The organism is Pseudomonas sp. P1.8, from assembly GCF_001269805.1.
Lineage (GTDB): Bacteria > Pseudomonadota > Gammaproteobacteria > Pseudomonadales > Pseudomonadaceae > Aquipseudomonas.
On record NZ_LHVM01000010.1, the window covers coordinates 371,880 to 395,841 of the forward strand.

Sequence of the window (23,962 nt, forward strand, 5' to 3'; positions counted from 1 at the left end):
CCACCTTTGCGTCAATCAGCAGGCTGTCACTCCTTGGCAAATATAGATAATCCGGCCGCCGAAATGGCGGCCGACGGCTTTTTTCGGGTCGCCTTGGGCGTGGAATACAAAGGCTCGCGGTATCGTGGCTGGCAGCGTCAGGCCTCCGGCGTGCTCACCGTGCAGGAAACCCTCGAAAACGCCTTGTCCAAAGTCGCCGATTCGCCGGTTTCGTTGCTATGCGCCGGCCGTACGGATGCCGGAGTACATGCCTGCGGACAAGTGGTGCATTTCGACACCCAGGTCGAGCGGTCGATGAAAGCCTGGGTGATGGGCGCCAATATCAATTTGCCCCACGACGTCAGCGTCAGTTGGGCAAAAGTCATGCCTGCGCATTTCCATGCCCGGTTCAAGGCGATCGCCCGGCGCTATCGCTACGTGATCTACAACGATCAGATTCGTCCGGCGCACCTGAATGAAGAAATCACCTGGAACCATCGCCCGCTGGACGTCGAGCGCATGGCTGAAGCGGCTCAGTATCTGGTCGGTATACATGATTTCAGTGCTTTCCGTGCGGGTCAGTGCCAGGCCAAATCGCCGATCAAGGAGCTTCATCACCTGCGTGTCACCCGCCACGGCAAAATGATCGTGCTGGACATCCGCGCCAGTGCCTTCCTTCACCACATGGTGCGCAACATTGCCGGTGTGCTGATGACGATCGGCACTGGCGAACGTCCGGTGGAGTGGATGAAAGAAGTGCTGGAAAGCCGCATACGCCGCTCCGGCGGGGTGACAGCGCATCCATTTGGCCTGTATTTGGTGCAGGTCGAATACCGCGACGAATTCGAGTTGCCCGAGCGTTACATCGGTCCACACTTCTTGACCGGCTTCTCGGAACTTGACGGCTGACGCCCTCGAACGCTTTTGTTACCATCCGGGACTTTCCCGGTTTTGTCTTGGAGTTGTATCGACATGTCAGCCGTTCGCAGCAAGATCTGTGGGATTACCCGCATAGAAGATGCGTTGGCGGCCGTCGAAGCCGGGGCTGACGCCATTGGATTCGTGTTCTACGCCAAAAGCCCGCGGGCGGTGACGTTCCAGCAGGCGCGCTCGATCATCAAGGCGTTGCCGCCATTCGTGACCACCGTCGGCTTGTTCGTCAATGCCAGTCGTTGCGAGCTGGGAGAGATTCTCGACGCGGTGCCGCTGGATCTTTTGCAGTTTCATGGCGATGAAGTCGAAGCGGACTGCGAAGGCTGGCACCGTCCCTACATCAAGGCATTGCGGGTGAAGGCGGGAGATGACATTGCTGCGGCCTGCAATGCTTATCCGAGCGCCAGCGGGATTTTACTCGATGCTTATGTCGAAGGTGTTCCCGGAGGAACCGGTGAGGCCTTCGATTGGTCTTTGATACCGCAGGGCTTGAGCAAACCGATCATCCTGGCTGGAGGCCTTACACCCGACAACGTCGCCGAGGCGGTTGCGCGGGTTCGACCTTATGCCGTGGACGTCAGCGGCGGCGTAGAGGCCAGCAAGGGCATCAAGGACCCGGCAAAGATTCGCGCCTTCATCAAGGCCGCTGCAGGACCCGTAGGGCCCGTAGGAGCTGTCGAGTGAAACGAGGCTGCGATCTTTTTGATCCGGTTCGCAATGTGACGGCTGGCACACTGCCGCCGTCTTTAACAGCACTTGCAAAAAGCAGGCACGGCTGAGGGTTATCGGGGTTGCGCGCAGGTCATGTTTCGCGCTGACCGTGGCGGCTCTGCAATCATCGCCGCACACATGAATTTAGCTCAAGGGCATACGCGGGGCTGCGAACCAGAGTGTTCGGGCCGCCGGTACTGGAGAAAGAAAGCATGAGCAACTGGTTGGTAGACAAACTGATCCCTTCGATCATGCGTTCCGAGGTCAAGAAGAGCTCGGTGCCTGAAGGTCTTTGGCACAAATGCCCGTCCTGCGAGGCTGTGCTGTATCGTCCCGAACTGGAAAAGACCCTGGATGTTTGCCCCAAGTGCAACCATCACATGCGTATCGGCGCCCGCGCCCGCATCGATATTTTCCTTGATGTCGAAGGTCGTGCCGAGTTGGGTGCGGATCTGGAGCCGGTTGACCGTCTGAAATTTCGCGACGGCAAGAAGTACAAGGATCGCCTGACCGCTGCGCAAAAGCAGACCGGCGAAAAAGATGCCCTGGTGTCCATGAGCGGTACCTTGCTTGGGATGCCGGTCGTGGTTTCGGCGTTCGAGTTTTCCTTTATGGGCGGTTCGATGGGTGCCATCGTCGGTGAGCGTTTCGTGCGCGCCGCCAACTACGCCCTGGAAAAACGCTGCCCGATGATTTGCTTCGCCGCTTCCGGTGGTGCGCGGATGCAGGAAGCGCTGATCTCCTTGATGCAAATGGCCAAGACCTCCGCGGTGCTGGCGCGTCTGCGAGAAGAGGGCATCCCGTTTATCTCCGTGCTGACTGACCCGGTCTACGGCGGTGTTTCCGCCAGTCTGGCGATGCTGGGCGACGTGATTGTCGGTGAGCCGAAGGCACTGATCGGTTTCGCCGGTCCGCGCGTTATCGAGCAGACCGTTCGCGAAAAACTGCCGGAAGGCTTCCAGCGCAGTGAATTCCTGCTGGAACACGGTGCCATCGACATGATCGTTCACCGTCAGGAACTGCGTCCGCGTCTGGGCAATCTGCTGGCACAAATGATGGGCCTGCCGACGCCGAAATTCGTCGCTGCACCCATCGAGCCGATCGTCGTTCCACCGGTACCTGCCAGCCTATGACCCAACGTACCCTGGGCGAATGGCTCGCCTACCTTGAGCAGTTGCACCCTTCGGCCATCGACATGGGCCTGGAGCGTTCGCAGCAGGTAGCGTCCCGCATGGGACTGGGCAAGCCGGCGCCTCGGGTGATTACCGTCACCGGCACCAACGGCAAGGGTTCTACCTGTGCTTTCGTGGCGTCATTGCTGCGGGCGCAGGGCCTGAAAGTCGGTGTGTACAATTCTCCGCACCTGCTGCGTTACAACGAGCGGGTGCAGGTCAATGATGTCGAAGCCACTGACGCACAGTTGTGCGAAGCCTTCGCGGCGGTAGAGGCGGGGCGTGGCGAAACGTCCCTGACCTACTTCGAGATGGGTACCCTTGCGGCGTTCTGGCTGTTTCAGCGGTCGGCGCTCGATGCGGTGGTGCTGGAGGTCGGGCTCGGCGGGCGTCTGGACACGGTCAACGTGGTTGACGCCGACATGGCGCTGGTCACCAGCATTGGCGTCGATCATTCGGATTACCTGGGCGATACCCGCGAATCCGTGGCCTTTGAAAAGGCCGGTATCTTCCGTCAGGGCGCGCCTGCGCTCTGTGGCGACCTCAATCCTCCTCAACCCCTGCTGGATAAGGCTCGCGAGCTAAACTGCCGGTTTTTCCTGCGTGGGCGCGATTTTGATCTGGGCGTCACCGATCACAACTGGCAATGGCGCGGTCTTGACGCCCAGGGGCGCGTTGTCGAGTTGCGCGATGTACCTTTGCTCGATCTGCCGATGGAAAACGCGGCGCTGGCCTTGCAAGCTTACCTGTTGCTCGGTTTGCCTTGGGTGGATGCGCAGATTATTGAGGCACTGCAAGCGACGCGCGTGGTTGGTCGTTTGGATCGTCGCGAGATCAACTGGCACGGCAAGCGCCTGAATTTATTGTTGGACGTGGGGCATAACCCTCATGCAGCGGAGTATCTGGCCCGTCGACTGGCGAGTCGACCTCCGGTCGGCAAGCGCCTGGCTGTGTTCGGTTTGCTGGCGGACAAGGATCTGGATGGTGTTGTCGGTGAATTGAGTGCTAGTGTCCAGCATTGGGCCGTTGCGCCGCTGGATTCTCCGCGCGCTCGACCGGTTGGCGATTTGCAGGGAGCGTTGCAGAGCCTTGGTGCTTCGGTGACGTCCTACGCCAGTGTGGCCGCCGCCCTGGAAGGGCAGTGCGCGCAGGCAACGAGCGACGACGAAATCCTGTTGTTCGGATCATTTTATTGTGTCGCCGAGGCCCTTGAATGGTTGGCCCGGCGCTCCACGGAGGAAGTGGCAAATGGCATTGCTGGATAAGGCATACAAACAGCGTATGGTCGGCGCCCTGGTGCTGGTCGCGCTGGCGGTGATTTTTCTGCCCATGCTGTTTTCCCGTCAGGACGAACAGCGTTCGGTGACGGTCGAAGCCCCGGCCGCGCCACAGGCTCCGGCGATGCCGCAGGTACAAGTCGAGCCGGTGGTGGTGCCTGAACCGCAAGCATTGCCTCAGGAGCCGGTGCCCAGCGATGACGAAATCGCTCAGCAGGAAGCGCCCGTTGTGCCGGCCGTACCAACTGCGCCAGTGGCTGTGGCTCCAGCAGCCAAGCCGGTTGCGCCTGCTCCAAATCCTGCGTTGGCCGCCAAGCCTGCCACGCCACCCGCTCAGCCGATCACAGCGGCAACGGGCAAGCCCGACACCACGCAAAGCCGGGTCGATGCCAATGGCCTGTCGGTCAGCTGGTCGGTACAACTGGCCAGCCTGTCGAGTCGTGAAAGCGCGGAGAAACTGCAAAAATCCCTGCGTAGCCAGGGTTACAACGCCTACATTCGTGCCGCTGACGGTAAAAATCGGGTGTTTGTCGGGCCGTTGATCGAGCGCGCCGAAGCGGATCGCCTGCGTGACTTGCTGAGCCGTCAACAGAACCTCAAGGGTTTTGTCGTGCGCTTTCAGCCAGAGCGCGGTTAAAACTATCGCCCCGATTTGAAATGCACTGACAATCGCAGCTTACCGATAAGCATGGGCTCTGCTAAAATGCGCCGCCTTATCCGTCTGTAGGCTGCACTGTGCCATTTACCTGGGTTGACTGGGCGATCGTTGCAATCGTCGCCATCTCCGCATTGATCAGTCTGAGCCGCGGCTTCGTCAAAGAAGCACTGTCGCTGGTGACCTGGATCATCGCAGCAGTCGTTGCCTGGATGTTTGGTGGTTCATTGTCCGAGTACCTCGCCGGATACATCGAAACGCCGTCAGCTCGTATAATAACGGGCTGTGCCATCATGTTTATCGCCACGTTAATCGTAGGCGCAATGATCAATTATCTTATCGGCGAATTGGTTCGCGTCACCGGGCTCTCCGGAACCGATCGATTCCTCGGTATGGCCTTTGGCGCCGCGCGTGGTGTGTTGCTGGTGATCATCGCCGTCGGGCTGTTGAGCCTGGGGCCGGTACAGCAGGACGGGTGGTGGAAAGAGTCACAGCTCGTGCCAAAATTTCTATTGGTCGCCGATTGGTCCAAAAACCTGATTCTCGGGTGGAGCAGTCAGTGGCTTGCCAGCGGTATCAGCGTACCCGCTGAAATACCGTTCAAGGAACACCTCTTGCCGATGGCCAAAACGCCTCAGTGAGCAGTGTTCAGTTCAGATCCATTAAGTAGGGGTTGCGTCGCATGTGTGGCATCGTCGGTATCGTCGGTAAGTCGAACGTCAATCAGGCGCTGTATGACGCGCTAACCGTGCTCCAGCACCGCGGCCAGGACGCTGCCGGTATCGTGACCAGCCATGATGGCCGGTTATTCCTGCGCAAGGACAACGGCCTGGTGCGTGACGTGTTCCAGCAGCGTCACATGCAGCGTCTGGTCGGCCACATGGGTATTGGCCATGTGCGCTACCCGACCGCAGGCAGCTCGACTTCGGCCGAAGCGCAACCGTTTTACGTCAACTCGCCTTACGGCATCACCCTGGCGCACAACGGTAACCTGACCAACGTTGAACAATTGGCCAAGGAGATTTACGAATCTGACCTGCGCCATGTCAACACCAACTCCGACTCGGAAGTACTGCTCAACGTGTTCGCACACGAACTGGCCCAGCGCGGCAAGTTGCAGCCTACCGAAGAGGACGTGTTTGCTGCTGTAACCGACGTGCACAACCGTTGCGTCGGTGGTTATGCGGTGGTGGCGATGGTGACCGGTTACGGCATCGTCGGTTTCCGCGATCCGCACGGTATCCGTCCGATCGTGTTCGGTCAGCGTCACACCGACGAAGGCGTCGAGTACATGATCGCTTCCGAGAGTGTTTCCCTGGATGTGCTCGGTTTCACCCTGATTCGCGACCTGGCGCCGGGCGAAGCGGTCTACATCACTGAGGACGGCAAGCTGCACACCCGTCAGTGCGCGACCAACCCGTCGTTGACCCCGTGCATCTTCGAACACGTCTACCTGGCGCGTCCGGATTCGATCATCGACGGCGTGTCGGTCTACAAGGCCCGTCTGCGCATGGGCGAGAAACTCGCCGAGAAGATCCTGCGCGAGCGCCCGGAACACGACATCGACGTGGTCATCCCGATCCCGGACACCAGCCGTACTGCGGCTCTGGAGCTGGCGAACCACCTGGGCGTGAAGTTCCGCGAAGGTTTCGTGAAAAACCGCTACATCGGCCGGACCTTCATCATGCCGGGCCAGGCTGCGCGGAAAAAGTCCGTCCGCCAGAAGCTCAACGCCATCGAGCTGGAGTTCCGTGGCAAGAACGTGATGCTGGTGGACGATTCCATCGTGCGCGGCACCACGTGCAAGCAGATCATCCAGATGGCTCGCGAAGCTGGCGCCAAAAACGTCTACTTCTGCTCCGCCGCTCCAGCCGTTCGCTACCCGAACGTCTACGGCATCGACATGCCCAGCGCTCACGAGCTGATCGCCCACAACCGTTCGACCCAGGACGTGGCCGACCTGATCGGCGCCGACTGGCTGATCTATCAGGACTTGCCTGACTTGATCGAAGCGGTCGGCGGCGGCAAGATCAAGATCGACAAGTTCGATTGCGCGGTGTTCGACGGCCATTACGTCACCGGTGACGTCGACGAGGCTTACCTGAACAAGATCGAGCAGGCACGCAATGATGCCTCCAAGGTCAAGACGCAGGCAGTCAGTGCGATCATCGATCTGTACAACAACTGAGTTTCTACCGGCCCTGAGGGGCCGGTTTTGTATCTGGCTTTTAATTGACGAGAATAGGGAAAGGAGTGACAGCATGAGTCAGGATTGGGATGCCGGTCGGTTGGACAGCGACCTCGAAGGCGTAGCGTTCGATACCCTGGCCGTACGTGCCGGTCAGCACCGTACGCCTGAAGGCGAGCACGGTGATCCGATGTTCTTCACCTCCAGCTACGTGTTTCGTACGGCTGCCGACGCTGCTGCGCGCTTCGCTGGCGAAGTGCCAGGCAACGTTTACTCGCGCTACACCAACCCGACCGTGCGCGCCTTTGAAGAGCGTATTGCTGCGCTGGAAAGCGCCGAGCAGGCCGTGGCTACCGCAACCGGCATGGCGGCCATCATGGCCGTGGTAATGAGCCTGTGCAGCGCCGGTGATCACGTACTGGTATCACGCAGCGTGTTCGGTTCGACCATCAGTCTGTTCGAAAAGTACTTCAAGCGTTTCGGCATTGAGGTCGATTATGTGGCCCTGGCGGACCTGTCCGGTTGGGATGCAGCAATCAAATCCAATACCAAGTTGCTGTTCGTCGAATCTCCATCCAACCCACTGGCCGAATTGGTGGACATCGCCCAGTTGGCGAAAATCGCTCACGCCAAAGGCGCGATGCTGGTGGTGGACAACTGCTTCTGCACACCTGCATTGCAGCAACCCTTGAAAATGGGCGCTGACATCGTCGTGCACTCGGCGACCAAGTTCATCGACGGTCAGGGTCGTTGCATGGGCGGCGTCGTGGCGGGTCGCGGCGAGCAGATGAAGGAGGTGGTCGGTTTCCTGCGCACTGCAGGGCCGACCCTGAGTCCGTTCAACGCCTGGATCTTCCTGAAGGGCCTGGAAACCCTGAACCTGCGGATGAAGGCGCATTGCGCCAACGCCCAGCAGCTGGCCGAATGGCTGGAGCAGCAGGACGGTATCGAGAAGGTCCATTACGCCGGCCTCAAGAGCCATCCGCAGCATGAACTGGCCCTGCGTCAGCAGAAAGGCTTTGGTGCGGTGGTGAGTTTCGAGGTCAAGGGTGGCAAAGAGGGCGCCTGGCGCTTTATCGATGCCACTCGCCTGATTTCGATCACCGCCAACCTGGGCGACAGCAAAACCACCATTACGCACCCGAGCACTACGTCCCACGGGCGTCTGGCGCCGCAAGAGCGTGAAGCGGCAGGCATTCGTGACAGTCTGATCCGCGTCGCGGTGGGCCTTGAAGACGTGGCAGACCTGCAAGCCGATCTGGCGCGCGGTCTGGCCGCGCTGTGATCGAGTTGTCCACGCCGTCCACCGGCGCCAATGGTCGTGTCGCGCTGGTAACCGGTGCGGCGCGGGGCATAGGCCTGGGGATTGCCGCCTGGCTGATCAGCGAAGGCTGGCAAGTGGTGTTGACGGACCTGGATCGCGAGCGCGGTTCGAAAGTGGCGAAGGTGCTGGGCGATAACGCCTGGTTCATCGCCATGGATGTTTCGAACGAAGGGCAGGTGGCGCTCGGCGTTGCCGAGGTGTTGGGCCAGTTCGGGCGTCTTGATGCATTGGTCTGTAACGCCGCGGTTGCCGATCCGCACAACATCACTTTGGAAAGCCTTGATCTGGCCTACTGGAACCGTGTGCTGGCAGTGAACCTCAGTGGGCCGATGTTGCTGGCCAAGCACTGTGCGCCGTACCTGCGTGCTCACAGTGGGGCGATCGTCAACCTGGCCTCAACCCGCGCCGGGCAGTCGGAACCTGACACCGAGGCCTATGCGGCGAGCAAGGGCGGTTTACTTGCCCTGACTCATGCGCTCGCAATCAGCCTCGGCCCGGAAATTCGGGTCAACGCCGTCAGCCCTGGCTGGATCGATGCACGCGACCCTTCGGCACGCCGTGCCGAGCCACTGACTGATGCCGATCATGCCCAGCATCCGGCGGGCAGGGTGGGGACGGTTGAGGATGTGGCGGCGATGGTGGCGTGGTTGTTGTCCAGGAACGCAGGGTTCGTTACGGGCCAGGAGTTTGTGGTCGACGGCGGTATGACCAAGAAAATGATCTACAGCGAGTGACACTGGCGGATCTGATCAACTGTAGGAGCGAGCCTGCTCGCGATCGGTCGGAACATTCGGCATCCAGGTTGGCTGGCAGGCGGCCATCGCTGGCAAGCCAGCTCCTACAGGTTTTATGCGGATTTCGTCTTTTTCAGAAAAACTTCAATCCTGCTATTGACTTAGGTCCGCTACCTGCGTAAATTTCGCGGCCTCGGAGATGCAAACGGGTGATTAGCTCAGCTGGGAGAGCGTCTGCCTTACAAGCAGAATGTCGGCGGTTCGATCCCGTCATCACCCACCACTTCCGAGAGACTTGCGAAAGCAAGAGGTAGGCTGAAATGCCTGCACCGACGCGCAGCGGTAGTTCAGTCGGTTAGAATACCGGCCTGTCACGCCGGGGGTCGCGGGTTCGAGTCCCGTCCGCTGCGCCATATTTTCCGAATCGGGTACGCCTGGTTCGAGATTGAAAAGCTACTGAGTTTTCAGTCAGACGAGTTACCTGGACGCAAGTCCAAAGCGATACGCAGCGGTAGTTCAGTCGGTTAGAATACCGGCCTGTCACGCCGGGGGTCGCGGGTTCGAGTCCCGTCCGCTGCGCCATATCTGCCCCGAGGCCCACTGAACGCCTTGGAGCTACGAAGAAGCCACTGGTTACTTCGAGTCGATAGCAAAGACCCTGGTCGAAAGACCGGGGTTTTTTGTTTGTGCGATTTGGTTTTTACTCCTTTCCCCCCCCACGGTTCTGCATCTGCCATTCAAGCGCGGATGGCCCGTGAGTTCGTTGTCTCTTGAAAACTCCCCTCAGTAATCCGCAGCCTCGATAAGCCGGTGCTGCGTGGTCGAAATATCGGCCGGTCATCAAATAATTCAAGCCTTACCAGGTGTAATTCGGATAGAGGACTTGGTGCGACCTCTCAACAATCGGCTCGCCGACCCGGGCGATCACCGTCTCGCTGCTGGGCAAGCGCTTGTCGTTTCTGGTGGCCGGTGCCTGTTTGTATGCGGTGTCGGTGTATGACAAAGGGCTGTTGCTGACACTCGACAACACGGTGATCGAATACGGTCACGATGAGGGGCTGTGGACTTCTTCGATGCCGCTGCATCACGGTCAGCCGCTGACCTATGGCGCTCAATGAGTGCGAGGCCTGGCGGGAAGCCTTAATGCAGGAATTGTTCGCCGGACCTGCTGCTTTTACTACCTGGCCACCGGGCCTGCCGAATACTGTTCGACCTGCCCGTTGCTACGCCCGGGGAAATGCCGCTGACCGACGCGATCATGCTGCTGTCGCAAACCGCATTGCGCGACTATCTTGAAAGGACACTGGTGGTGGCGCTGCCTGTGGGGCTGGATGTGTAAAAGGCATCCTTCGGGCTGCTGTTGCGCAAGGGTGAGCACATCAGTCGGACGCTGGGGTTGTTTATCGATCGAACTGCTGCGTCGAAAAGTCGCGGTTTTTTGATTCCTTGGTCAGTTTTTGGTTTTCCGCGAAGGCATAAGCCTATAAACTTAACCTTTCGGTCAGCTTTGCACTGTCAACAACAGCCCTTTGCTTCGTCGAAAAGGGCTTCTGCAAGACTCGAGATTTCCAGAACATAACCAGAAGGGCGGACCCCATAACCGCCCAGAGGATGATCCATGTCCAACCGTGATATATCCCGGCGCTCGTTCCTTCAGGGCGGGCTGGTAGCGGGCGTGAGCGTTACGCTCACGCCATTGAGCAGCCAGGCGCTGGCCGCCTTGATGGAAAGCAGCGTGACCGTGCCGTCCGAGCAGTGGCTTGGCAACAACGGCAAGGCGCGCGCCCGTAACGATGCCTTGTCCAAGGTCTGCGGCAGCAAGGTCTTTGCCCGCGACATCCGCGCCAAGGACATGCCGGGCTGGCCTCAGCAGCAAGGCCACGCCATGCTGCTGAAAACCATCAAGGCCGACCACATTTTTGCAGGCATCGACTTGTCATGGCTCGGTGCCGAATTGCAGCCGGACCGCGTCGTCACCGCCGAAGACCTGGTCAAGGACGGTATCGTGTTCCCTGAGGAGCATGCCCCGGATCCGCTGTTGCCGGCCGGCAAGGTGCCGATGTTCATCGGTCACCCGGTGGCGATCCTGATCTGGAACGATTTCGAACGTTTTCGCCAGGCCAAGAACCAACTTAAATTCAATGACAAGGCGATTCGTTACGGTGCCCAGGTGCCGTTCTACGAAGGCGATCCGTACGGCAGCTTCCGCTACGTGCGTGTCGGCGGCGCGACCTCGGCGGACGAGGACGAGTTTGCCAGCCTCAAGGATTCGATCCTGTTCCCGATGCTGAAAAACCGTCGTCCGGTGTGGAACTCCCAGCCCAACCTGCACGGCAACCTGACCGAGCGCGGTTTGTTCTATGCCGACCGCATGAAGCAGCAGATCGACACACCGCCGGACAACTGGCTGGTCTTCGACGAGCGCTACAAGACCCCGTCAATCGAACCCGCCGCGATGGAGCCGGACAACGGCAACGGCTGGTACGACCCGGCGACCAAGACCCTGCACTTCGTCGTCGCAACCCAGTGCCCGCTGGAAGCAGCCACCGAAACCGCGAAGATGATCGCACCGTCGCGTTTCGGCCTGGCTAACCTGAACATGCACCCGGGTTACACCGTCGGTTACGGCTCGAAAGACCACAACATTTTCGTCTACTACGCAGCGCTGGCCGCGTTGTACGGCGCCGGTGTGCCGGTGCGTCTGGCCAACGACCGCTACGAGCAGTTCCAGAGTGGCATCAAGCGTCACCCGTTCGACATTCGCTACCAATTGGCGGTGGACAAGACCGATCACAGCTTCAAGATTTTCCGTGCCGAGATGAGCGTCGACGGTGGTGGACGGATCAACTACAGCCCGTCCGTGGCAGCGGTTGGCGCCACGGCAGCACAGTCGATCTACTACATGCCGCAAAACGATTTGCAGGTGACGGCGTATCACTCCCGTGCGGTTGAAGCCGGGTCGATGCGTGGCTATGGCACCCTGCAAAGTATGGCGTCCACCGAGATGATGGTCGATGAAATCGCCGACCGCCTGGGTGTTGATGCCATTGACCTGCGTCGCAAGAACGCCCTGCGTTCGGGCATGAAAAACACTCAAGGTGCAGTGCCTGCCGGTGCCTTGCGCCTGCACGAGATTCTCGACAAGGCTGCTGTTCACGACACCTGGAAAAACCGCAACGCGATCAAGCAACAACGCGAAGCTGCCGATCCGGATAACTGGTATGGCGTGGGTTTTGCCATCTGCCAGAAAGACTTCGGCACCGGTTCTGAAGCGCCGATGGCCAGCATCGAGTTCACCGCCGAGGGCCGTATCAATCTGCGTCACATCGGTATCGAAATCGGCACTGGCATGTCCACTTCCCAGGCGATGGTGGTGGCGGACTTCCTCGGTCTCCCGGCGCACGAAGTGAAGACCGGCGAAACCGAATGGAAAGAGTTGCAGCTGATCAGCGGCGGCAACCCGTACATCATGAGCCAGGCCGAGCAGGACAATTTCCTGCGTAACCCACGCTGGGTCGGCAAGGTCGCTTCGGCGTCGTCGGCGACCAACTCGGCGTACTACTTCAGCCACGCCACCCGTGAAGCGGCGCGCGTGTTGTTCAACCACGGTCTGTGGCCGGCGGCGATGGAGATCTGGCGACAAGGCCCTTACGGCGGTCAGGCCAACCCTTACGTGGTGCGCCGCGAAGACGCCCATTGGGTCGATGGCAAACTTACCGCAAACGGCATGGAGCCTCTGCCTTTCGCAGTGTTGGCCAAGCGCGCTCACGAGCGCGGCCTGGTGACCGGCGCGACCGTGCACGGCTTCAACCGCTGGAGCTGGGCCGAGGCCGAGTACAGCATCGATGGCGTGCGTGAACGCTTGCCGCTCGATGGTTTGGCGGTCAAGTACGGCGACGGTGCTCCGAAGGCGAAGCTGGCGCAGATGAACAGTGCCGGTTTCCATCTGCTGGATCGGCAGAACATCGCCTACCCGGCCACCCAGTTGAACAACGCGGCGGTGACTTATTACAGCCCGGTCGCAACGCTGGTGGAGGTGAAGGTCAACAAAGGCTCGAACGAAGTGTCGGTGCTCAACCACCATTCGTGGGTCGAGTGCGGTCGTGTGCTGGTGCCGGAACTGGTCAAGGGCCAGCTTGAAGGTGGCATCGCCATGGGTATCGGCCATGCGCTGATGGAAGAAATGCCGTTGTACGAAGGCGGGCCGGGGGAGGGTGACTGGAACTTCAACCGTTACCGCTTGCCGATGGCGCGTCACGTTGCGGTGTGGAAACAGACGGCGGAAATCCTCCCGCCATTGTCGCCGAGCGACCCGTCCAAAGGCATCGCCGAAGTGGTGATGATCCCGGTGGTCGGCGCCATCGGCAACGCCGTAGCGCATGCCATCGGTAAACGTGTCCGCGACCTGCCTATCACTTCTGCACGCATCAAGGAGGCCCTCAATGGCTAACCATCCGCTTCAACTGACCCTCAACGGTCAATCCGTCGGCCCGGTGGACATCCCTGATGACCTGCCGATGATCGACTACCTGCACGAATACAAGAACCTCACCGGTTCGCGCCTGGGCTGTGGCCAGGGTATCTGTCACGCCTGCGTGGTGATCGTCGACAACCCGGACGGCACCAGCGAAGAAGTGCGTACCTGCATCACCGGCGCGCACTATTTCGAAGGCAAGAAAGTACGGACCATCGAAGGCCACGCGAGCCGCGACGAGCAGGGTAAGGTCACCGAGCTGAACCCGATCCAGCAGCGCTTCGTCGACGAATTCGCCTTCCAGTGCAGCTACTGCGCGCCGGGCTTCGTCAATGCGGCGACCGTGCTGGTGGAAAAGCTGCAGCGCCAGCCCATAGTCAAAAGCCAGCTGGAAAAAGTCATCGAGGACAGCCTCGGGCATCACATCTGCCGTTGCACCGGATACGTGCGCTACTACAGCGCCACCCGCAACGTGCTGACTGATCTCGGCCTGGTCAAGGAGGGTTAAGCATGAAGCTTCTACTTAGCCGTCTGGCGTTGGCGGTTGGTCTGGCTGCGCCTGTGGTGGCAGCTCACGCGGATGATGCGCAGGTCAAGCAAGGTGAGTACCTCGCCCGCGCCGCCGACTGCATGGCGTGCCACACCGCACCGGGTGGCGCACCGTATGCTGGCGGCCTGCCGATCGTCTCGCCGTTCGGCACGATCTACGGCACCAACATCACCCCGAGCAAAGAGCACGGCATCGGTTCGTACAGCGATGAAGACTTCTTCGCCGCACTGACCGAAGGCAAGCGCCGCGATGGCGCGAACCTGTATCCGGCGATGCCTTACACCTCGTACCACCTGATCCCGCGTGCAGACTCTGACGCGATTCATGCCTACCTGAAGACCGTAGAGCCGATCGAACGTGCCGCACCGGTCACCAGCCTGAGCTTTCCGTTCAACGTGCGGCTGGGCCTGATGGGCTGGAACATGATGTACGGCAAGGACGTGAAGCTGGAGTCGGCCGATGGTAAAAGCGAAGCCTGGAAGCGCGGCCAGTACATGGTCGACGTACTCGGTCACTGCGGCGAGTGCCACACCCCCCGTGGTTTGCCCGGTGCGATGCAGATGGACAAGCGCATGACCGGCGGGATTCTCAATGGCTATCTGGCGCCAAGCCTGCTGGCGACTGACCTGGCGGCCCGTGGCTGGAATCATCAGGACCTGAGCTCGTTCCTCAAGCACGGCATGAGCGCCCAAGGCACGATGTTCAACGAGATGTTCCCGGTGTTCCACAACAGCACCCAGGGCCTCACTGACCCTGACTTGTCGGCGATGGCGACCTTCCTGCTCGGCGATCAGCCACCCGCGGCCAAAGTGCTCACCGAAGTGCCTTTGGATAAACTGAGCCCGAGCGCCCAGCGCGGCCGTCAGGAATATTTGAATGTCTGCGCCGGTTGCCATGCGCCGGGCGGTGAGGGCAAGCCGCACATCGCGGTGGCCATGCGCGGCAACACCACGCTGCGCCTGGAAGATCCGCGCAACCTGGTGCGAGTGATCGACGACGGTATAGGTGAGCAGAAGTTCTCCGGGTTCGAGCACATGCAGCCGATGCCGGGGTTCGTCGAAAAGCTCAACGACGAACAGCTCACCGACTTGCTGAACTACCTGCGTCAGGGGTGGGGCGGTCAGCCGGGTGATCTGGCAGTGAACAACGTGCAGAAGTTGCGGGCCGATGCGCCGCCACTCGAGCACAAGGCCCACTGACATGCAGCATCTCGATCTGCAAGTGATACGCCGGGCGCTGGAGTGGTCGACGGCAGGCCAGCGCATCTGGCTGTGTACGGTGCTCGCGACCTACGGCTCGGCGCCGCGCGCGCCGGGCTCGTTGTTGGCGGTGAATGCTGACGGGCAATGGATTGGCTCGCTGTCCGGTGGCTGCGTTGAAGAGGATTTCCTCGAGCGCGTCGCCGAGGGGGCGTTCGAGAACGCAGTCAGCGTCGTTCGTTACGGCGAAGGCGATGATCCGCGCTCGCGGGTGAGCCTGCCCTGTGGCGGTGTGCTCGATGTGTTGGTGGAGAAGCTTGAACCCGATTGTGAGGTTCAGGCGCATCTGCGAGAACTGGAGTCAGCGCTGTTGGGGCGACGTCGGTTGATCCGTGAAGTAGATCTGCAAAGCGGTGCGCGCAGCCTGTTCGATGATCGTGAACAGGGTGTGCGTATCGAGCGTGAGATCGACCGGGTGCGCGTGCGTGTCGGCGCGGCTCAGCGCTTGCTGCTGGCGGGGTATTCCAGCGTCGCGCAAGCCTGTGCCGAGTTCGCTGTCGGTCTGGGGTTCGAGGTGATTCTGTGTGATCCGCGGGACGAAGTGCTTGAAGGCATCGTGTTGGATGGCGTGGAGATTCGCCGTCAACTGCCGTCGGTATTCATCGCCGATGGCGGCTGCCACAGCGATACCGCAGTGGTGGCGTTGACCCATGATCCGCGCATCGATGACCTGGCGATGATGGAGGCGGTTCGCACCGATGCGTTTTACATCGGCGTAATGGGTTCCATGCAGACGTCGCATAAGCGTTTCGAGCGGTTGCGGCGTATCGGTGGGCTGGGGGATGCAGAGTTGGCGCGGATTCACGCGCCCATCGGCCTGAACCTGGGCAGCAAGACGCCAGCGGAAATTGCACTGGCGGTGCTGGCTGACATCCTGCGGATTCGCAGTGGTATTGCGCGGGATCGTCTTTAAGATCAGAAGATCGCAGCCTGCGGCAGCTCCTACTCCGAACGCATCCCCATGTAGGAGCTGCCGCAGGCTGCGATCTTTCGATGCTGATCTTTAGCAATCAATACCCGAACTTGTCCCGCAACCCGTAATACCACGCACCCAATGCCGCAAACGGCGTGCGCAGCATTTGTCCGCCGGGGAAGGGGTAGTGAGGCAGGTCGGCAAACGCATCAAAACGCTCGGCCTGACCACGTAATGCTTCGGCCAGTACCTTGCCAGCCAAATGCGTGTAGGTCACGCCATGGCCGCTGCAGCCTTGGGAATAGTAAATGTTGTCGCCCAGTCGTCCGACCTGAGGAAGTCGCGACAGGGTCAGCAGGAAGTTGCCCGTCCACGCGTAATCGATCTTCACGTCCTTGAGCTGCGGGAATGCCTTGAGCAACTTCGGTCGAATGATCGCTTCGATATTCGCCGGATCCCGTGCGCCATACACCACGCCACCGCCGAAAATCAGGCGTTTGTCGCCGCTCAGGCGATAGTAGTCGAGCAGGTAGTTACAGTCTTCGACGCAGTAGTCCTGCGGCAGCAGAGCTTTTGCCAACTCTTCGCCCAAAGGCTCAGTGGTGATGACCTGCGTGCCGCAAGGCATCGATTTGGCGGCCAGTTCCGGAACCAGGTTACCGAGATAGGCATTGCCAGCCACGATGATGAATTTGGCCCTGACCTTGCCTTGCGGGGTGTGCACCACCGGGTTCGCGCCGCGCTCGATGCGCACCGCCGGCGATTGCTCATAAATCGTCCCGCCCAGGGACTCAACCGCTGCTGCTTCACCCAGCGCCAGGTTGAGCGGATGAATATGTCCGCCGCTCATGTCGAGCATCCCGCCGACATATTGATCACAGGCCACCACTTCACGGATTCTGCTTTGATCCATCAGCTCGAGCTGAGTGTGACCGAATCGCTCCCACAGGCGCTTCTGGGACTCGAGATGACCCATCTGTTTGGGAGTCATGGCAGCAAACACGCCACCGTCCTTCAAGTCGCATTGAATGTTGTAGGTGGCGACCCGCTCGCGAATGATCCGTCCACCCTCGAACGCCATCTGCCCCAGCAAATGGGCCTGCATGGGGCCCACGGTGCGCTCGATCACATCGATGTCACGGCTGTAGCTGTTAACGATCTGGCCACCGTTACGCCCCGACGCGCCAAAACCTACCTTGGCGGCTTCGAGTACAGTGACCTTGAAGCCGTTCTCCAGCAGGAACAGGGAAGCGGACAACCCGGTATAACCGGCGCCAATCACGCAGACATCCGTCTGGACTTCATCCTCTAATGCCGGCCGTGGCGGAACCGCATTGGCCGATGCGGCGTAGTAGGACTCAGGGTAGGGAGTGTTCGCCATCCGGCAGCCTCTGTTTAATATATTTTACGAGTGCGTTGATCCTACCCGAGATAAAAATCCCCCGCCAGCCACCCGGAAAATCCACTTCGCACTCGAAAAATTAAATATTTTGCATATTCATAGGGTTAGCTCGAAAAAAGGTGTTGACACCCCTCCGGAATTCCGTAGAATGCCGCCTCACAGCAGGCACGTAGCTCAGTTGGTTAGAGCACCACCTTGACATGGTGGGGGTCGTTGGTTCGAGTCCAATCGCGCCTACCAAACAAAATCCGCTCTGCTGGGCGGTGTGAAGGGGAATCCGAAAGGGTTCCCCTTTTTCTTTGCCTAAGAAAACGTTCACAAATTATAGGCTTCGTTCACACAAGGCAATGTGAACGTGGATTCATGCCTGCCTCTGTTCACACTCAGAATTGTGAACGACTCTCCCTAACCTATTGATACCTATGGCTTGAGCACTTTCTTGTCTAGGTGGTGGTACGTTCGCAAGCTCACTCCCTTGCCCGTTGTTCGTGCCTCACAAGGGCAGGCTTCTAACCAACTGAGCTACGTGCCTGCTGTGAGGCGACAGACGCCTATCGGCCACGCTCTACACCCCAACGCTGTGTGTTGAGTCATTGACGCCTTGAGTGAGCCTGTAGGAATTCCTGTAGGGGTTTCTTTAACGGGGTGGGGAAGGGGGTTTAGGGGGGGTGCTTATGTATGCAATGTGGTTTTTGAATTTCTAGCGGAAATGTTGGTGTCATGAAAGGATGGCGTATGGCTATTGTTAAAGGGACTGACATGAAATTATCTGTACGTGGAAGGCGGTCAGCTCTATTTTTTGCGGTGTTGATCGTAACTCTGCTGGTCATCAATACGCTGTACGGCGTAAGAGTTGATGCAAAATTACGTGGCCAAGATGCAGGACCTAAATGCCCTCTGGGGCACCCGATTGAATTACATGTCTCGAATTTCACGCTCAAAAGACTGGCTGGCGTGATCGTTCAGGTAGAAGGGTGGAGGAATGGCAACAGCACTAATATATTGAGCGGTCATAACTTGTCTTTTACGAGGGTGCTAGCTCCCTTTGAGTCTGGGAGTGCGTGCTACTCTGATTCAGCGTTTCAACCTGAAAAAAGAATAAAGCCAGCGGCGCCTGTTGTGGTTGTTAACGCTGTGATTGCGGCCAGGATGGACCGTATATCTACGTTGGGAAAAAGATTTAGCAATCCGTCTATTACAACGAAAGAAAAACTAGATGCAATTGATGAGATTGAGAAGTTAATGTCTCTCAATTCTGGACGCATAAGGGCGGTGAAGGAGGAAGAGCCTGTCGCTCTGAATTGGATGGAGCAGCTGAATGATTTTAAAATTAGATCGGCTGGTGTGGTTCTCGTTGTTACTAACTTTGAAGCTAAATTCAGATAGGTAGTAAGAAAAATCTATTAGGGTCTTGACGGCGTAGTAGGCAAAAGCCTATTTTTGCAGCTGGCAAACGGGCCTAGCAGATGCTGAACTGTACGTCTCAGAGAGTGAGGCGCTTCAACGTCAGTAGCGTCATAGCGAACCTTCGATGGTGTAGTGGTGGTGTGAACGCTCTGGAGACCGAGCCGGTGGTTCGTAGACAGGCCGAGGTGCCGCCCTCAGAGGTGGAGCGCTTACCCCTTCTGGCGTTGTTAGAAGGGCAGGTTACTGGTAGCTGAACTATCAGGCACAGAAGGCGCTAGCCCCTGTGAAGAACGGCCAGTGTGGTAACGCATTGAGCACCCCTAAGGGGCACTAGGTCACCACCTAGAGCCGAGCGTAACGCTCTCTATGTCATAGCTATATCAAAATGGATGGCTGCAATGGGTAGCGATCAGTCACACTTGGCCTCAGTAATAAAACTAACGGCGTCTCGTCACCCCATTGGGTTGCTATGTAATGTGCTGGTGGCTTCTGTTTTGATCGCAGCGATTTGTATAGCGGTGTTAAAAGGCAAGATCATAGGTGCTGTGATTTTCGTTGTTTTAGCGTTGGTAATTCGCCTTTTTATTATGTCGCTACTCAGATTGTATCTAGTTAGGAAGTATCGCTAATCTGGTCAATAGCGCGAGGCACCATTACATTCCATCTGTTTTAATAAATAATTATTCTATTTGCTCTCCACAAGACTCAGTCTCTGCACGTCTGCTTGATATTCGTCAGCAATCCGCTTACTAATCGCCACTTCACGCTCTACATCTGATTTCCTTGGCCGTCCTACTGGTCTTACGCTACCAGTTATCTTAAGCATCTCCTTGACCGCTGCAATATTTCCGTTGACTAGCTCTTGTTTTAATATCTCAATAGACTTGTCATGCCAGTAGATGCGGTGTTCCTCCTTCCATCCTTGCTCCTCAGCGTAAGTGTCTAAGGTGAACATGGTTATGCCTAAGCGTTTAGCTAGGTCGCAGTGTGAATTAGTCTCAATGTACTCGGTCTTGTCTTTCTCTGTAAGATTCATGGTGCTCTCTGTCTTGTGTGTTTGATTGTGATTATTAAGGTGAGTGAATGGCAGATGATATTTAGGGCTATGGCTAGAACGCTGTAGTTCTGCATTATCTGTAAGATTAGTAGCTGAGAGTATTGAAGGCTTAGCAGGAGGGTTAGAAGGTAGGTCACAGTCTAGATAGCTGACGCCTCCTCACTTTCCTTTAGGTTGCATCTGGAGATGATGTTATATACCGCTAGATGATCATCATGCTTAGTAGGCATCTTCTTAGCTACGTGTCTGTTAAGAGCTATATTCTTATTCTTTATGATGTGTAAAGCTGACATGTGTTGTCCATTGATAGGGTGTTGACTTAACGTCACTACGTGACAGGAGCAAAGGCAAGAGCACGCCACGTAGTGGCATACGCAAATAAGAAAGATCAAGAGCGGAATACTAGTAGATGTTCTGCTTTTGATTCTCTCTTTAAATGCGTGCTCTTTGTCAGCTTGCTGACGTTGCTTTTGCTTTTGATTGTTAAGTATTAAAGTGTGTAAAATCTCTTAGAGTATCTTTAAGGAAAATTACACAGTGTACAAGGTTGGGAGTGTGAGGTTTCCCTTAGAGTATCTTTAAGGAAATACTCACAGTCTTCGGTTATGCCTTTAGCCACTTTGAGATGGTGAAATTACTAACTCCCATTAGGCAAGCAATCTTCCTTGCTGATAAACCTTCTGATGATAAGTCTTTGGCGATTAGAATGTTTTCTTCCAGCTTGGTTCTTGAGTGTGTTTGTGGTGCTGGTCTAGTAAGATCCTTTAGGATGTGGTGGCACCCCCTAAGATCGAACGCTAAATGCAATCCTGATTCCTCTGTGGGTACAAAGTGAACTGTAGGCCTATCGTTGTTAAACGTCCTGATGCTACTGCGGGTAGCAGCTTGGAATATCAGTTCCCTATAGCGTTCGTTCTTTAATGCTTGCTTGCCTACTGATGAGGAGATAGCCATTTTCTCCAACATCTCAGAGTTATTCTGGTCGTCGATAGGATTAGGGTTGCCATGTATCAGGGATAGTGTGTGGTGTACGTCCGAGTACCCATTCAATCCCCTGGCATCAAAAGGAATGCGTATTACATTAGGGTGATTATCGAAAGGGTACTTGCACCACTCATGAACCTGAACAAGGATGGGCTCTCCTTGAACGAACTCGATAGCATCACGTAGCAGGTCATGGCCATATACCCTATCATTCCATTCCTCAGCTACAGCGCCATCAGGGAGCGTAAGAAGCATGGTCTTGCTAACCTTACTACCTCCAATCAATGGGTAGATGTAGCTTGAAAACTTATAGCGTCTGTATTCTGGTGTGAATTTCGACGCTGTAATGGTGTAACCCTTGGTTAGGGCATGTTGATAGGCTAGGGTGCCTATGACATTGGCTCCAAGGATGTGTGTCTCGGAGGCGTACTCATAGATTCCGCTTAAGTCAAAGTAATCAATTACCCTAACTTGCCACTTCCATTTACTTTCTTTCTTGCTGAGATACTCTTTGATGAATACATCAGCTTTTCCCCTAAGGAGTGCCCCTAGGCAAGTGGTGATGGTTGACATTCCCTTGTCATCTATAACATCTGAGTAGATGGCTCGTGCTTCCTTGGTCATTCCGCGCTTGATAGACGCTTTGGTCGAGTCGCAATCAATTTCAATGAATTTCTCTAGGAAGTTTGTATAGGCGTGGTCTCCAATGTCTCTGGTGAGATTGTTAGCGACCGAAGGGACTTCATCAATGACCACAATCCAGTCTTGTAGGTAGCAAGGGTCAAGGTCTAGTAAGGTCTTATGTGTGATGATAAGAACCTTGGGGTTGTCTTCTAGGAGCGTACATTCTACGGTGTCAGTGACATGTTTGTGGGTGTCGCTATTGATTACGCAGATGTGGTTAATGCCGATGGCTTGGATGCGTCTTACAACGTCTTTGGTAAGTACCTTGGTAGGAACTGCATAGAGATAGCGTTTGTATGGGGCAGAATCAAGCTCTCTGATGAATTGTTCTGTCTTGCCTGTGCCTGGTGTGGCTTCTGCTACGTAAATTATCTTGGGTTCATTTAGGCTCAATCAGTGTTCCTTCTCGTATGAGGGTGTCAACCTGTTTAGTAAGGTAATTTGGGTGGGTGAAATGGCCAGTTAGCTCATGAGGTACTGTCTTGTGGCCTTTCACAGCAAGAACCTGATAGAAGCCAAACGAATTCATACCGTATTCAATGTGCTTGTAGTCTCGTACGCCCGAGATGAGACGGTTCTTTTGCTCAATGCTGCAATCCACAGCCTCTAGTGCCGAGCGTCGTTCTTGTTGAAGGTATAGTTCAGCTTCGTTGAGGTAGGTGTTGCCCATAATTATTCTCCTTGGTTGTAGGTGGCACGGATGGCGGCCATTAGTTCAGCCTGCTCTTTCTGGGTGGCACCAGTAAGCATTGATTTTGTGGTGCCTATAATGTTGCCTGCTTCGTCCCGCTTGATAATACTTTTCTGAGGTTGTGTGCCAAACTCTTTGTAGGCGTTATCTACATCCATCATCTGGCGTACAAGCGGGTCGTTTCTATAGAGCTCTTCGGCTACTTTCTGCTTAGATGCCTTCCATTGTGCAAGAGCATCTTTAGATGAGGTTAGTGGGTTGCCTCTAGGTTGAGGGGCTTCCTCGGTTAACTGGTAGCCTTGAGCAATGAGTTCTGTGAGTACGCCCATAGGGCTATTGCCAGTGCGTCGTGCCAGTTCATTAACTTCAGACATTGTAATAGTTTTCATGTTGATCCTTAAATTTCTATAATTCGATATTGGTATGGGGAGTTTGTGTTGCCTGCTGATTTTTGACGTTCAATCAGACCAACACTAATTAGGTGTTTTGTTACGTGGTCAACGCTACGGAGCGGTAGTGCGGTTGCTCCAGAAAATGCACCTCTGGATATGGTTGCCCACCCTGTATCATCTTCGCCGTTACGAATCATTAGATAGATGATCTTGCGGGGGAGCGTGTTTAAAGCTTGATGCTGTACAGCTACAATATCTTCCAGCGTGATAGTCATAGTTTTACTCTCAATCTGTTACGTTGGTTGTGGCGTTTCTTTTCTATCATGCAGACACAACTCAATCCCCCAATTCACTCAAGGGACAGAAATTTGGACAGAAAATTAACACCAGCTATCTTATATACTTAAATCTGAGGTTTTTGGGGACGGGGCATGGTGAAAATAATTACTAGGCTTTGTGTACTAGTACTGTGAATCGCCCCGGATTCTCTAGACACCTTGCAAGCTCATTGCGTAACGCCTTTCAAACTCTACCGGCGACAGCTGATTGTTGAAACCATGACGACGTTTTGCGTTGTAGAACATCTCGATGTAATCGAACACATCACTACGAGCATCTTCCCGCGTGGTGTAAATTTTCCGCTTGATCCGTTCCCGTTTCAGAAGCTGGAAAAAGCTCTCGGCCACGGCATTATCATGACAGTTGCCTCGGCGACTCATGCTGGCAACCAAATTGTTCGCCTTCAAAAAGCTGCGCCAATCGGAGCTGCTGTACTGGCTACCTTGGTCGCTATGAACCATTACCTCTTGTTTCGGTTTACGCCTCCAAACCGCCATCAATAACGCATCAATAGCCAAATCACTGGTCATCTGAGACTTCATTGACCAGCCTACAACCTGACGAGAAAACAGATCCAGCACTACAGCCAAGTACAACCAGCCTTCATATGTACGAATGTAGGTGATGTCGGTGACCCAAACCTTGTTGGGTTCCACGACATCGAACTGGCGCTTCAGCAAATTGGGTGAGGCGACCGCTGGCTTACCGCCGTACTTTCCAGGGCGACGTCGATACCCTGTCTGAGAGCGCAGACCTTCAAGACGCATCAGCCTCGCTACACGATGGCGACCACAGTCTTCACCGACCTCGCGCAGATCGTCATGGATTTTGCGATAG

At 56.5% G+C, this 23,962-nt stretch carries 21 protein-coding genes, 4 tRNA genes and 2 pseudogenes; 20 read left to right on the plus strand and 7 right to left on the minus strand.

Annotated features, from left to right (window positions below; genetic code table 11):
- Positions 1-63: 63 nt before the first annotated feature.
- From truA to AD668_RS10315, 18 genes and pseudogenes are all read left to right on the plus strand, one after another.
- The gene (truA, locus tag AD668_RS10240; protein WP_053157899.1) at positions 64-888 is read left to right on the plus strand and encodes a tRNA pseudouridine(38-40) synthase TruA; all 825 of its coding nucleotides are present in this window, start codon (positions 64-66) and stop codon (positions 886-888) included.
- Between the two features lie 63 nt (positions 889-951).
- A complete protein-coding gene (locus AD668_RS10245) occupies positions 952-1,596 on the plus strand; it encodes a phosphoribosylanthranilate isomerase (protein ID WP_053157902.1) in 645 nt (214 codons plus the stop codon).
- Between the two features lie 239 nt (positions 1,597-1,835).
- Positions 1,836-2,756 (plus strand): acetyl-CoA carboxylase, carboxyltransferase subunit beta, encoded by a 921-nt coding sequence (gene accD, locus AD668_RS10250; RefSeq protein ID WP_053157905.1) that lies wholly within the window; start codon positions 1,836-1,838, stop codon positions 2,754-2,756.
- Complete coding sequence (folC, locus tag AD668_RS10255; protein ID WP_053157909.1) at positions 2,753-4,060, plus strand: bifunctional tetrahydrofolate synthase/dihydrofolate synthase; 1,308 nt, start codon at positions 2,753-2,755, stop codon at positions 4,058-4,060. Before accD ends, folC begins: the two co-directional genes overlap by 4 nt.
- Positions 4,044-4,709 (plus strand): SPOR domain-containing protein, encoded by a 666-nt coding sequence (locus AD668_RS10260; RefSeq protein ID WP_053157913.1) that lies wholly within the window; start codon positions 4,044-4,046, stop codon positions 4,707-4,709. Before folC ends, AD668_RS10260 begins: the two co-directional genes overlap by 17 nt.
- Before the next feature lie 98 nt (positions 4,710-4,807).
- Positions 4,808-5,368, plus strand: coding sequence for a CvpA family protein (locus AD668_RS10265; RefSeq protein WP_053157917.1), 561 nt, complete (start codon positions 4,808-4,810; stop codon positions 5,366-5,368).
- Positions 5,369-5,409: 41 nt separating this feature from the next.
- Positions 5,410-6,915 (plus strand): amidophosphoribosyltransferase, encoded by a 1,506-nt coding sequence (gene purF / locus AD668_RS10270; RefSeq protein WP_053157920.1) that lies wholly within the window; start codon positions 5,410-5,412, stop codon positions 6,913-6,915.
- A 73-nt stretch (positions 6,916-6,988) separates the two neighbouring features.
- Positions 6,989-8,200, plus strand: coding sequence for an O-succinylhomoserine sulfhydrylase (locus AD668_RS10275; RefSeq protein WP_053157923.1), 1,212 nt, complete (start codon positions 6,989-6,991; stop codon positions 8,198-8,200).
- Positions 8,197-8,973, plus strand: a complete 777-nt coding sequence (locus AD668_RS10280) for an SDR family oxidoreductase (protein WP_053157926.1) — start codon at positions 8,197-8,199, stop codon at positions 8,971-8,973. Before AD668_RS10275 ends, AD668_RS10280 begins: the two co-directional genes overlap by 4 nt.
- Before the next feature lie 207 nt (positions 8,974-9,180).
- Positions 9,181-9,256: transfer RNA gene (locus tag AD668_RS10285), tRNA-Val, on the plus strand.
- Between the two features lie 53 nt (positions 9,257-9,309).
- A tRNA-Asp gene (locus tag AD668_RS10290) sits at positions 9,310-9,386 on the plus strand.
- A 92-nt stretch (positions 9,387-9,478) separates the two neighbouring features.
- Positions 9,479-9,555 (plus strand) — tRNA-Asp (locus tag AD668_RS10295).
- 320 nt (positions 9,556-9,875) lie between these two features.
- A pseudogene (locus tag AD668_RS28700) lies at positions 9,876-10,220 on the plus strand ((2Fe-2S)-binding protein); the annotation flags it as partial.
- Positions 10,217-10,415: pseudogene (locus AD668_RS28705) on the plus strand (LysR family transcriptional regulator); the annotation flags it as partial. The pseudogenes AD668_RS28700 and AD668_RS28705, both read left to right, overlap by 4 nt.
- 176 nt (positions 10,416-10,591) lie before the next feature.
- Positions 10,592-13,423, plus strand: a complete 2,832-nt coding sequence (locus AD668_RS10300) for a xanthine dehydrogenase family protein molybdopterin-binding subunit (RefSeq protein WP_053157929.1) — start codon at positions 10,592-10,594, stop codon at positions 13,421-13,423.
- The gene (locus AD668_RS10305; protein WP_053157933.1) at positions 13,416-13,955 is read left to right on the plus strand and encodes a (2Fe-2S)-binding protein; all 540 of its coding nucleotides are present in this window, start codon (positions 13,416-13,418) and stop codon (positions 13,953-13,955) included. Before AD668_RS10300 ends, AD668_RS10305 begins: the two co-directional genes overlap by 8 nt.
- A 2-nt stretch (positions 13,956-13,957) precedes the next feature.
- Complete coding sequence (locus AD668_RS10310; protein WP_053157936.1) at positions 13,958-15,196, plus strand: cytochrome c; 1,239 nt, start codon at positions 13,958-13,960, stop codon at positions 15,194-15,196.
- A 1-nt stretch (position 15,197) separates the two neighbouring features.
- Positions 15,198-16,169, plus strand: a complete 972-nt coding sequence (locus AD668_RS10315) for an XdhC family protein (RefSeq protein ID WP_053157938.1) — start codon at positions 15,198-15,200, stop codon at positions 16,167-16,169.
- A 97-nt stretch (positions 16,170-16,266) separates the two neighbouring features.
- On the opposite strand, the gene AD668_RS10320 is transcribed toward AD668_RS10315, so the two are convergent.
- Positions 16,267-17,550, minus strand: a complete 1,284-nt coding sequence (locus AD668_RS10320) for an FAD-binding oxidoreductase (protein ID WP_053157942.1) — start codon at positions 17,548-17,550, stop codon at positions 16,267-16,269.
- A gap of 184 nt (positions 17,551-17,734) precedes the next feature.
- Between AD668_RS10320 and AD668_RS10325 the strand changes: the two genes are divergently transcribed.
- Both AD668_RS10325 and AD668_RS10330 read left to right on the plus strand, forming a co-directional pair.
- Positions 17,735-17,811 (plus strand) — tRNA-Val (locus AD668_RS10325).
- A gap of 495 nt (positions 17,812-18,306) precedes the next feature.
- Positions 18,307-18,957 carry a hypothetical protein gene (locus AD668_RS10330; protein ID WP_053157945.1) on the plus strand — a complete coding sequence of 217 codons (651 nt, stop codon included), beginning with the start codon at positions 18,307-18,309 and terminating at the stop codon, positions 18,955-18,957.
- A 706-nt stretch (positions 18,958-19,663) separates the two neighbouring features.
- On the opposite strand, the gene AD668_RS10340 is transcribed toward AD668_RS10330, so the two are convergent.
- From AD668_RS10340 to AD668_RS10360, 6 genes are all read right to left on the minus strand, one after another.
- The gene (locus AD668_RS10340) at positions 19,664-20,014 is read right to left on the minus strand and encodes a hypothetical protein (RefSeq protein WP_053157952.1); all 351 of its coding nucleotides are present in this window, start codon (positions 20,012-20,014) and stop codon (positions 19,664-19,666) included.
- Positions 20,015-20,638: 624 nt separating this feature from the next.
- The gene (locus AD668_RS10345) at positions 20,639-22,096 is read right to left on the minus strand and encodes a DEAD/DEAH box helicase family protein (protein ID WP_053157955.1); all 1,458 of its coding nucleotides are present in this window, start codon (positions 22,094-22,096) and stop codon (positions 20,639-20,641) included.
- Positions 22,083-22,373 (minus strand): hypothetical protein, encoded by a 291-nt coding sequence (locus AD668_RS10350; protein ID WP_053157958.1) that lies wholly within the window; start codon positions 22,371-22,373, stop codon positions 22,083-22,085. Before AD668_RS10350 ends, AD668_RS10345 begins: the two co-directional genes overlap by 14 nt.
- Before the next feature lie 2 nt (positions 22,374-22,375).
- Positions 22,376-22,783, minus strand: a complete 408-nt coding sequence (locus AD668_RS10355) for a hypothetical protein (RefSeq protein ID WP_053157962.1) — start codon at positions 22,781-22,783, stop codon at positions 22,376-22,378.
- 8 nt (positions 22,784-22,791) lie between these two features.
- Positions 22,792-23,061: a hypothetical protein gene (locus AD668_RS28710; protein WP_082344446.1), complete on the minus strand. Its 270-nt coding sequence runs from the start codon at positions 23,059-23,061 to the stop codon at positions 22,792-22,794.
- A 213-nt stretch (positions 23,062-23,274) separates the two neighbouring features.
- Positions 23,275-23,962: IS3 family transposase (locus AD668_RS10360; RefSeq protein WP_053157965.1), on the minus strand; the 688-nt coding region annotated here is incomplete at its 5' end.

Excerpts from the sequence above, each read along its gene's own strand:
- truA (WP_053157899.1), top strand. The coding sequence starts at position 64 with ATGGCGGCCGACGGCTTTTTTCGGGTCGCCTTGGGCGTGGAATACAAA.
- AD668_RS10245 (WP_053157902.1), top strand. The coding sequence starts at position 952 with ATGTCAGCCGTTCGCAGCAAGATCTGTGGGATTACCCGCATAGAAGAT.
- accD (WP_053157905.1), top strand. The coding sequence starts at position 1,836 with ATGAGCAACTGGTTGGTAGACAAACTGATCCCTTCGATCATGCGTTCC.
- folC (WP_053157909.1), top strand. The coding sequence starts at position 2,753 with ATGACCCAACGTACCCTGGGCGAATGGCTCGCCTACCTTGAGCAGTTG.
- AD668_RS10260 (WP_053157913.1), top strand. The coding sequence starts at position 4,044 with ATGGCATTGCTGGATAAGGCATACAAACAGCGTATGGTCGGCGCCCTG.
- purF (WP_053157920.1), top strand. The coding sequence starts at position 5,410 with ATGTGTGGCATCGTCGGTATCGTCGGTAAGTCGAACGTCAATCAGGCG.
- AD668_RS10275 (WP_053157923.1), top strand. The coding sequence starts at position 6,989 with ATGAGTCAGGATTGGGATGCCGGTCGGTTGGACAGCGACCTCGAAGGC.
- AD668_RS10300 (WP_053157929.1), top strand. The coding sequence starts at position 10,592 with ATGTCCAACCGTGATATATCCCGGCGCTCGTTCCTTCAGGGCGGGCTG.
- AD668_RS10305 (WP_053157933.1), top strand. The coding sequence starts at position 13,416 with ATGGCTAACCATCCGCTTCAACTGACCCTCAACGGTCAATCCGTCGGC.
- AD668_RS10310 (WP_053157936.1), top strand. The coding sequence starts at position 13,958 with ATGAAGCTTCTACTTAGCCGTCTGGCGTTGGCGGTTGGTCTGGCTGCG.
- AD668_RS10315 (WP_053157938.1), top strand. The coding sequence starts at position 15,198 with ATGCAGCATCTCGATCTGCAAGTGATACGCCGGGCGCTGGAGTGGTCG.
- AD668_RS10320 (WP_053157942.1), bottom strand. The coding sequence starts at position 17,550 with ATGGCGAACACTCCCTACCCTGAGTCCTACTACGCCGCATCGGCCAAT.
- AD668_RS10330 (WP_053157945.1), top strand. The coding sequence starts at position 18,307 with ATGGCTATTGTTAAAGGGACTGACATGAAATTATCTGTACGTGGAAGG.
- AD668_RS10340 (WP_053157952.1), bottom strand. The coding sequence starts at position 20,014 with ATGAATCTTACAGAGAAAGACAAGACCGAGTACATTGAGACTAATTCA.
- AD668_RS10350 (WP_053157958.1), bottom strand. The coding sequence starts at position 22,373 with ATGGGCAACACCTACCTCAACGAAGCTGAACTATACCTTCAACAAGAA.
- AD668_RS10355 (WP_053157962.1), bottom strand. The coding sequence starts at position 22,783 with ATGAAAACTATTACAATGTCTGAAGTTAATGAACTGGCACGACGCACT.
- AD668_RS28710 (WP_082344446.1), bottom strand. The coding sequence starts at position 23,061 with ATGACTATCACGCTGGAAGATATTGTAGCTGTACAGCATCAAGCTTTA.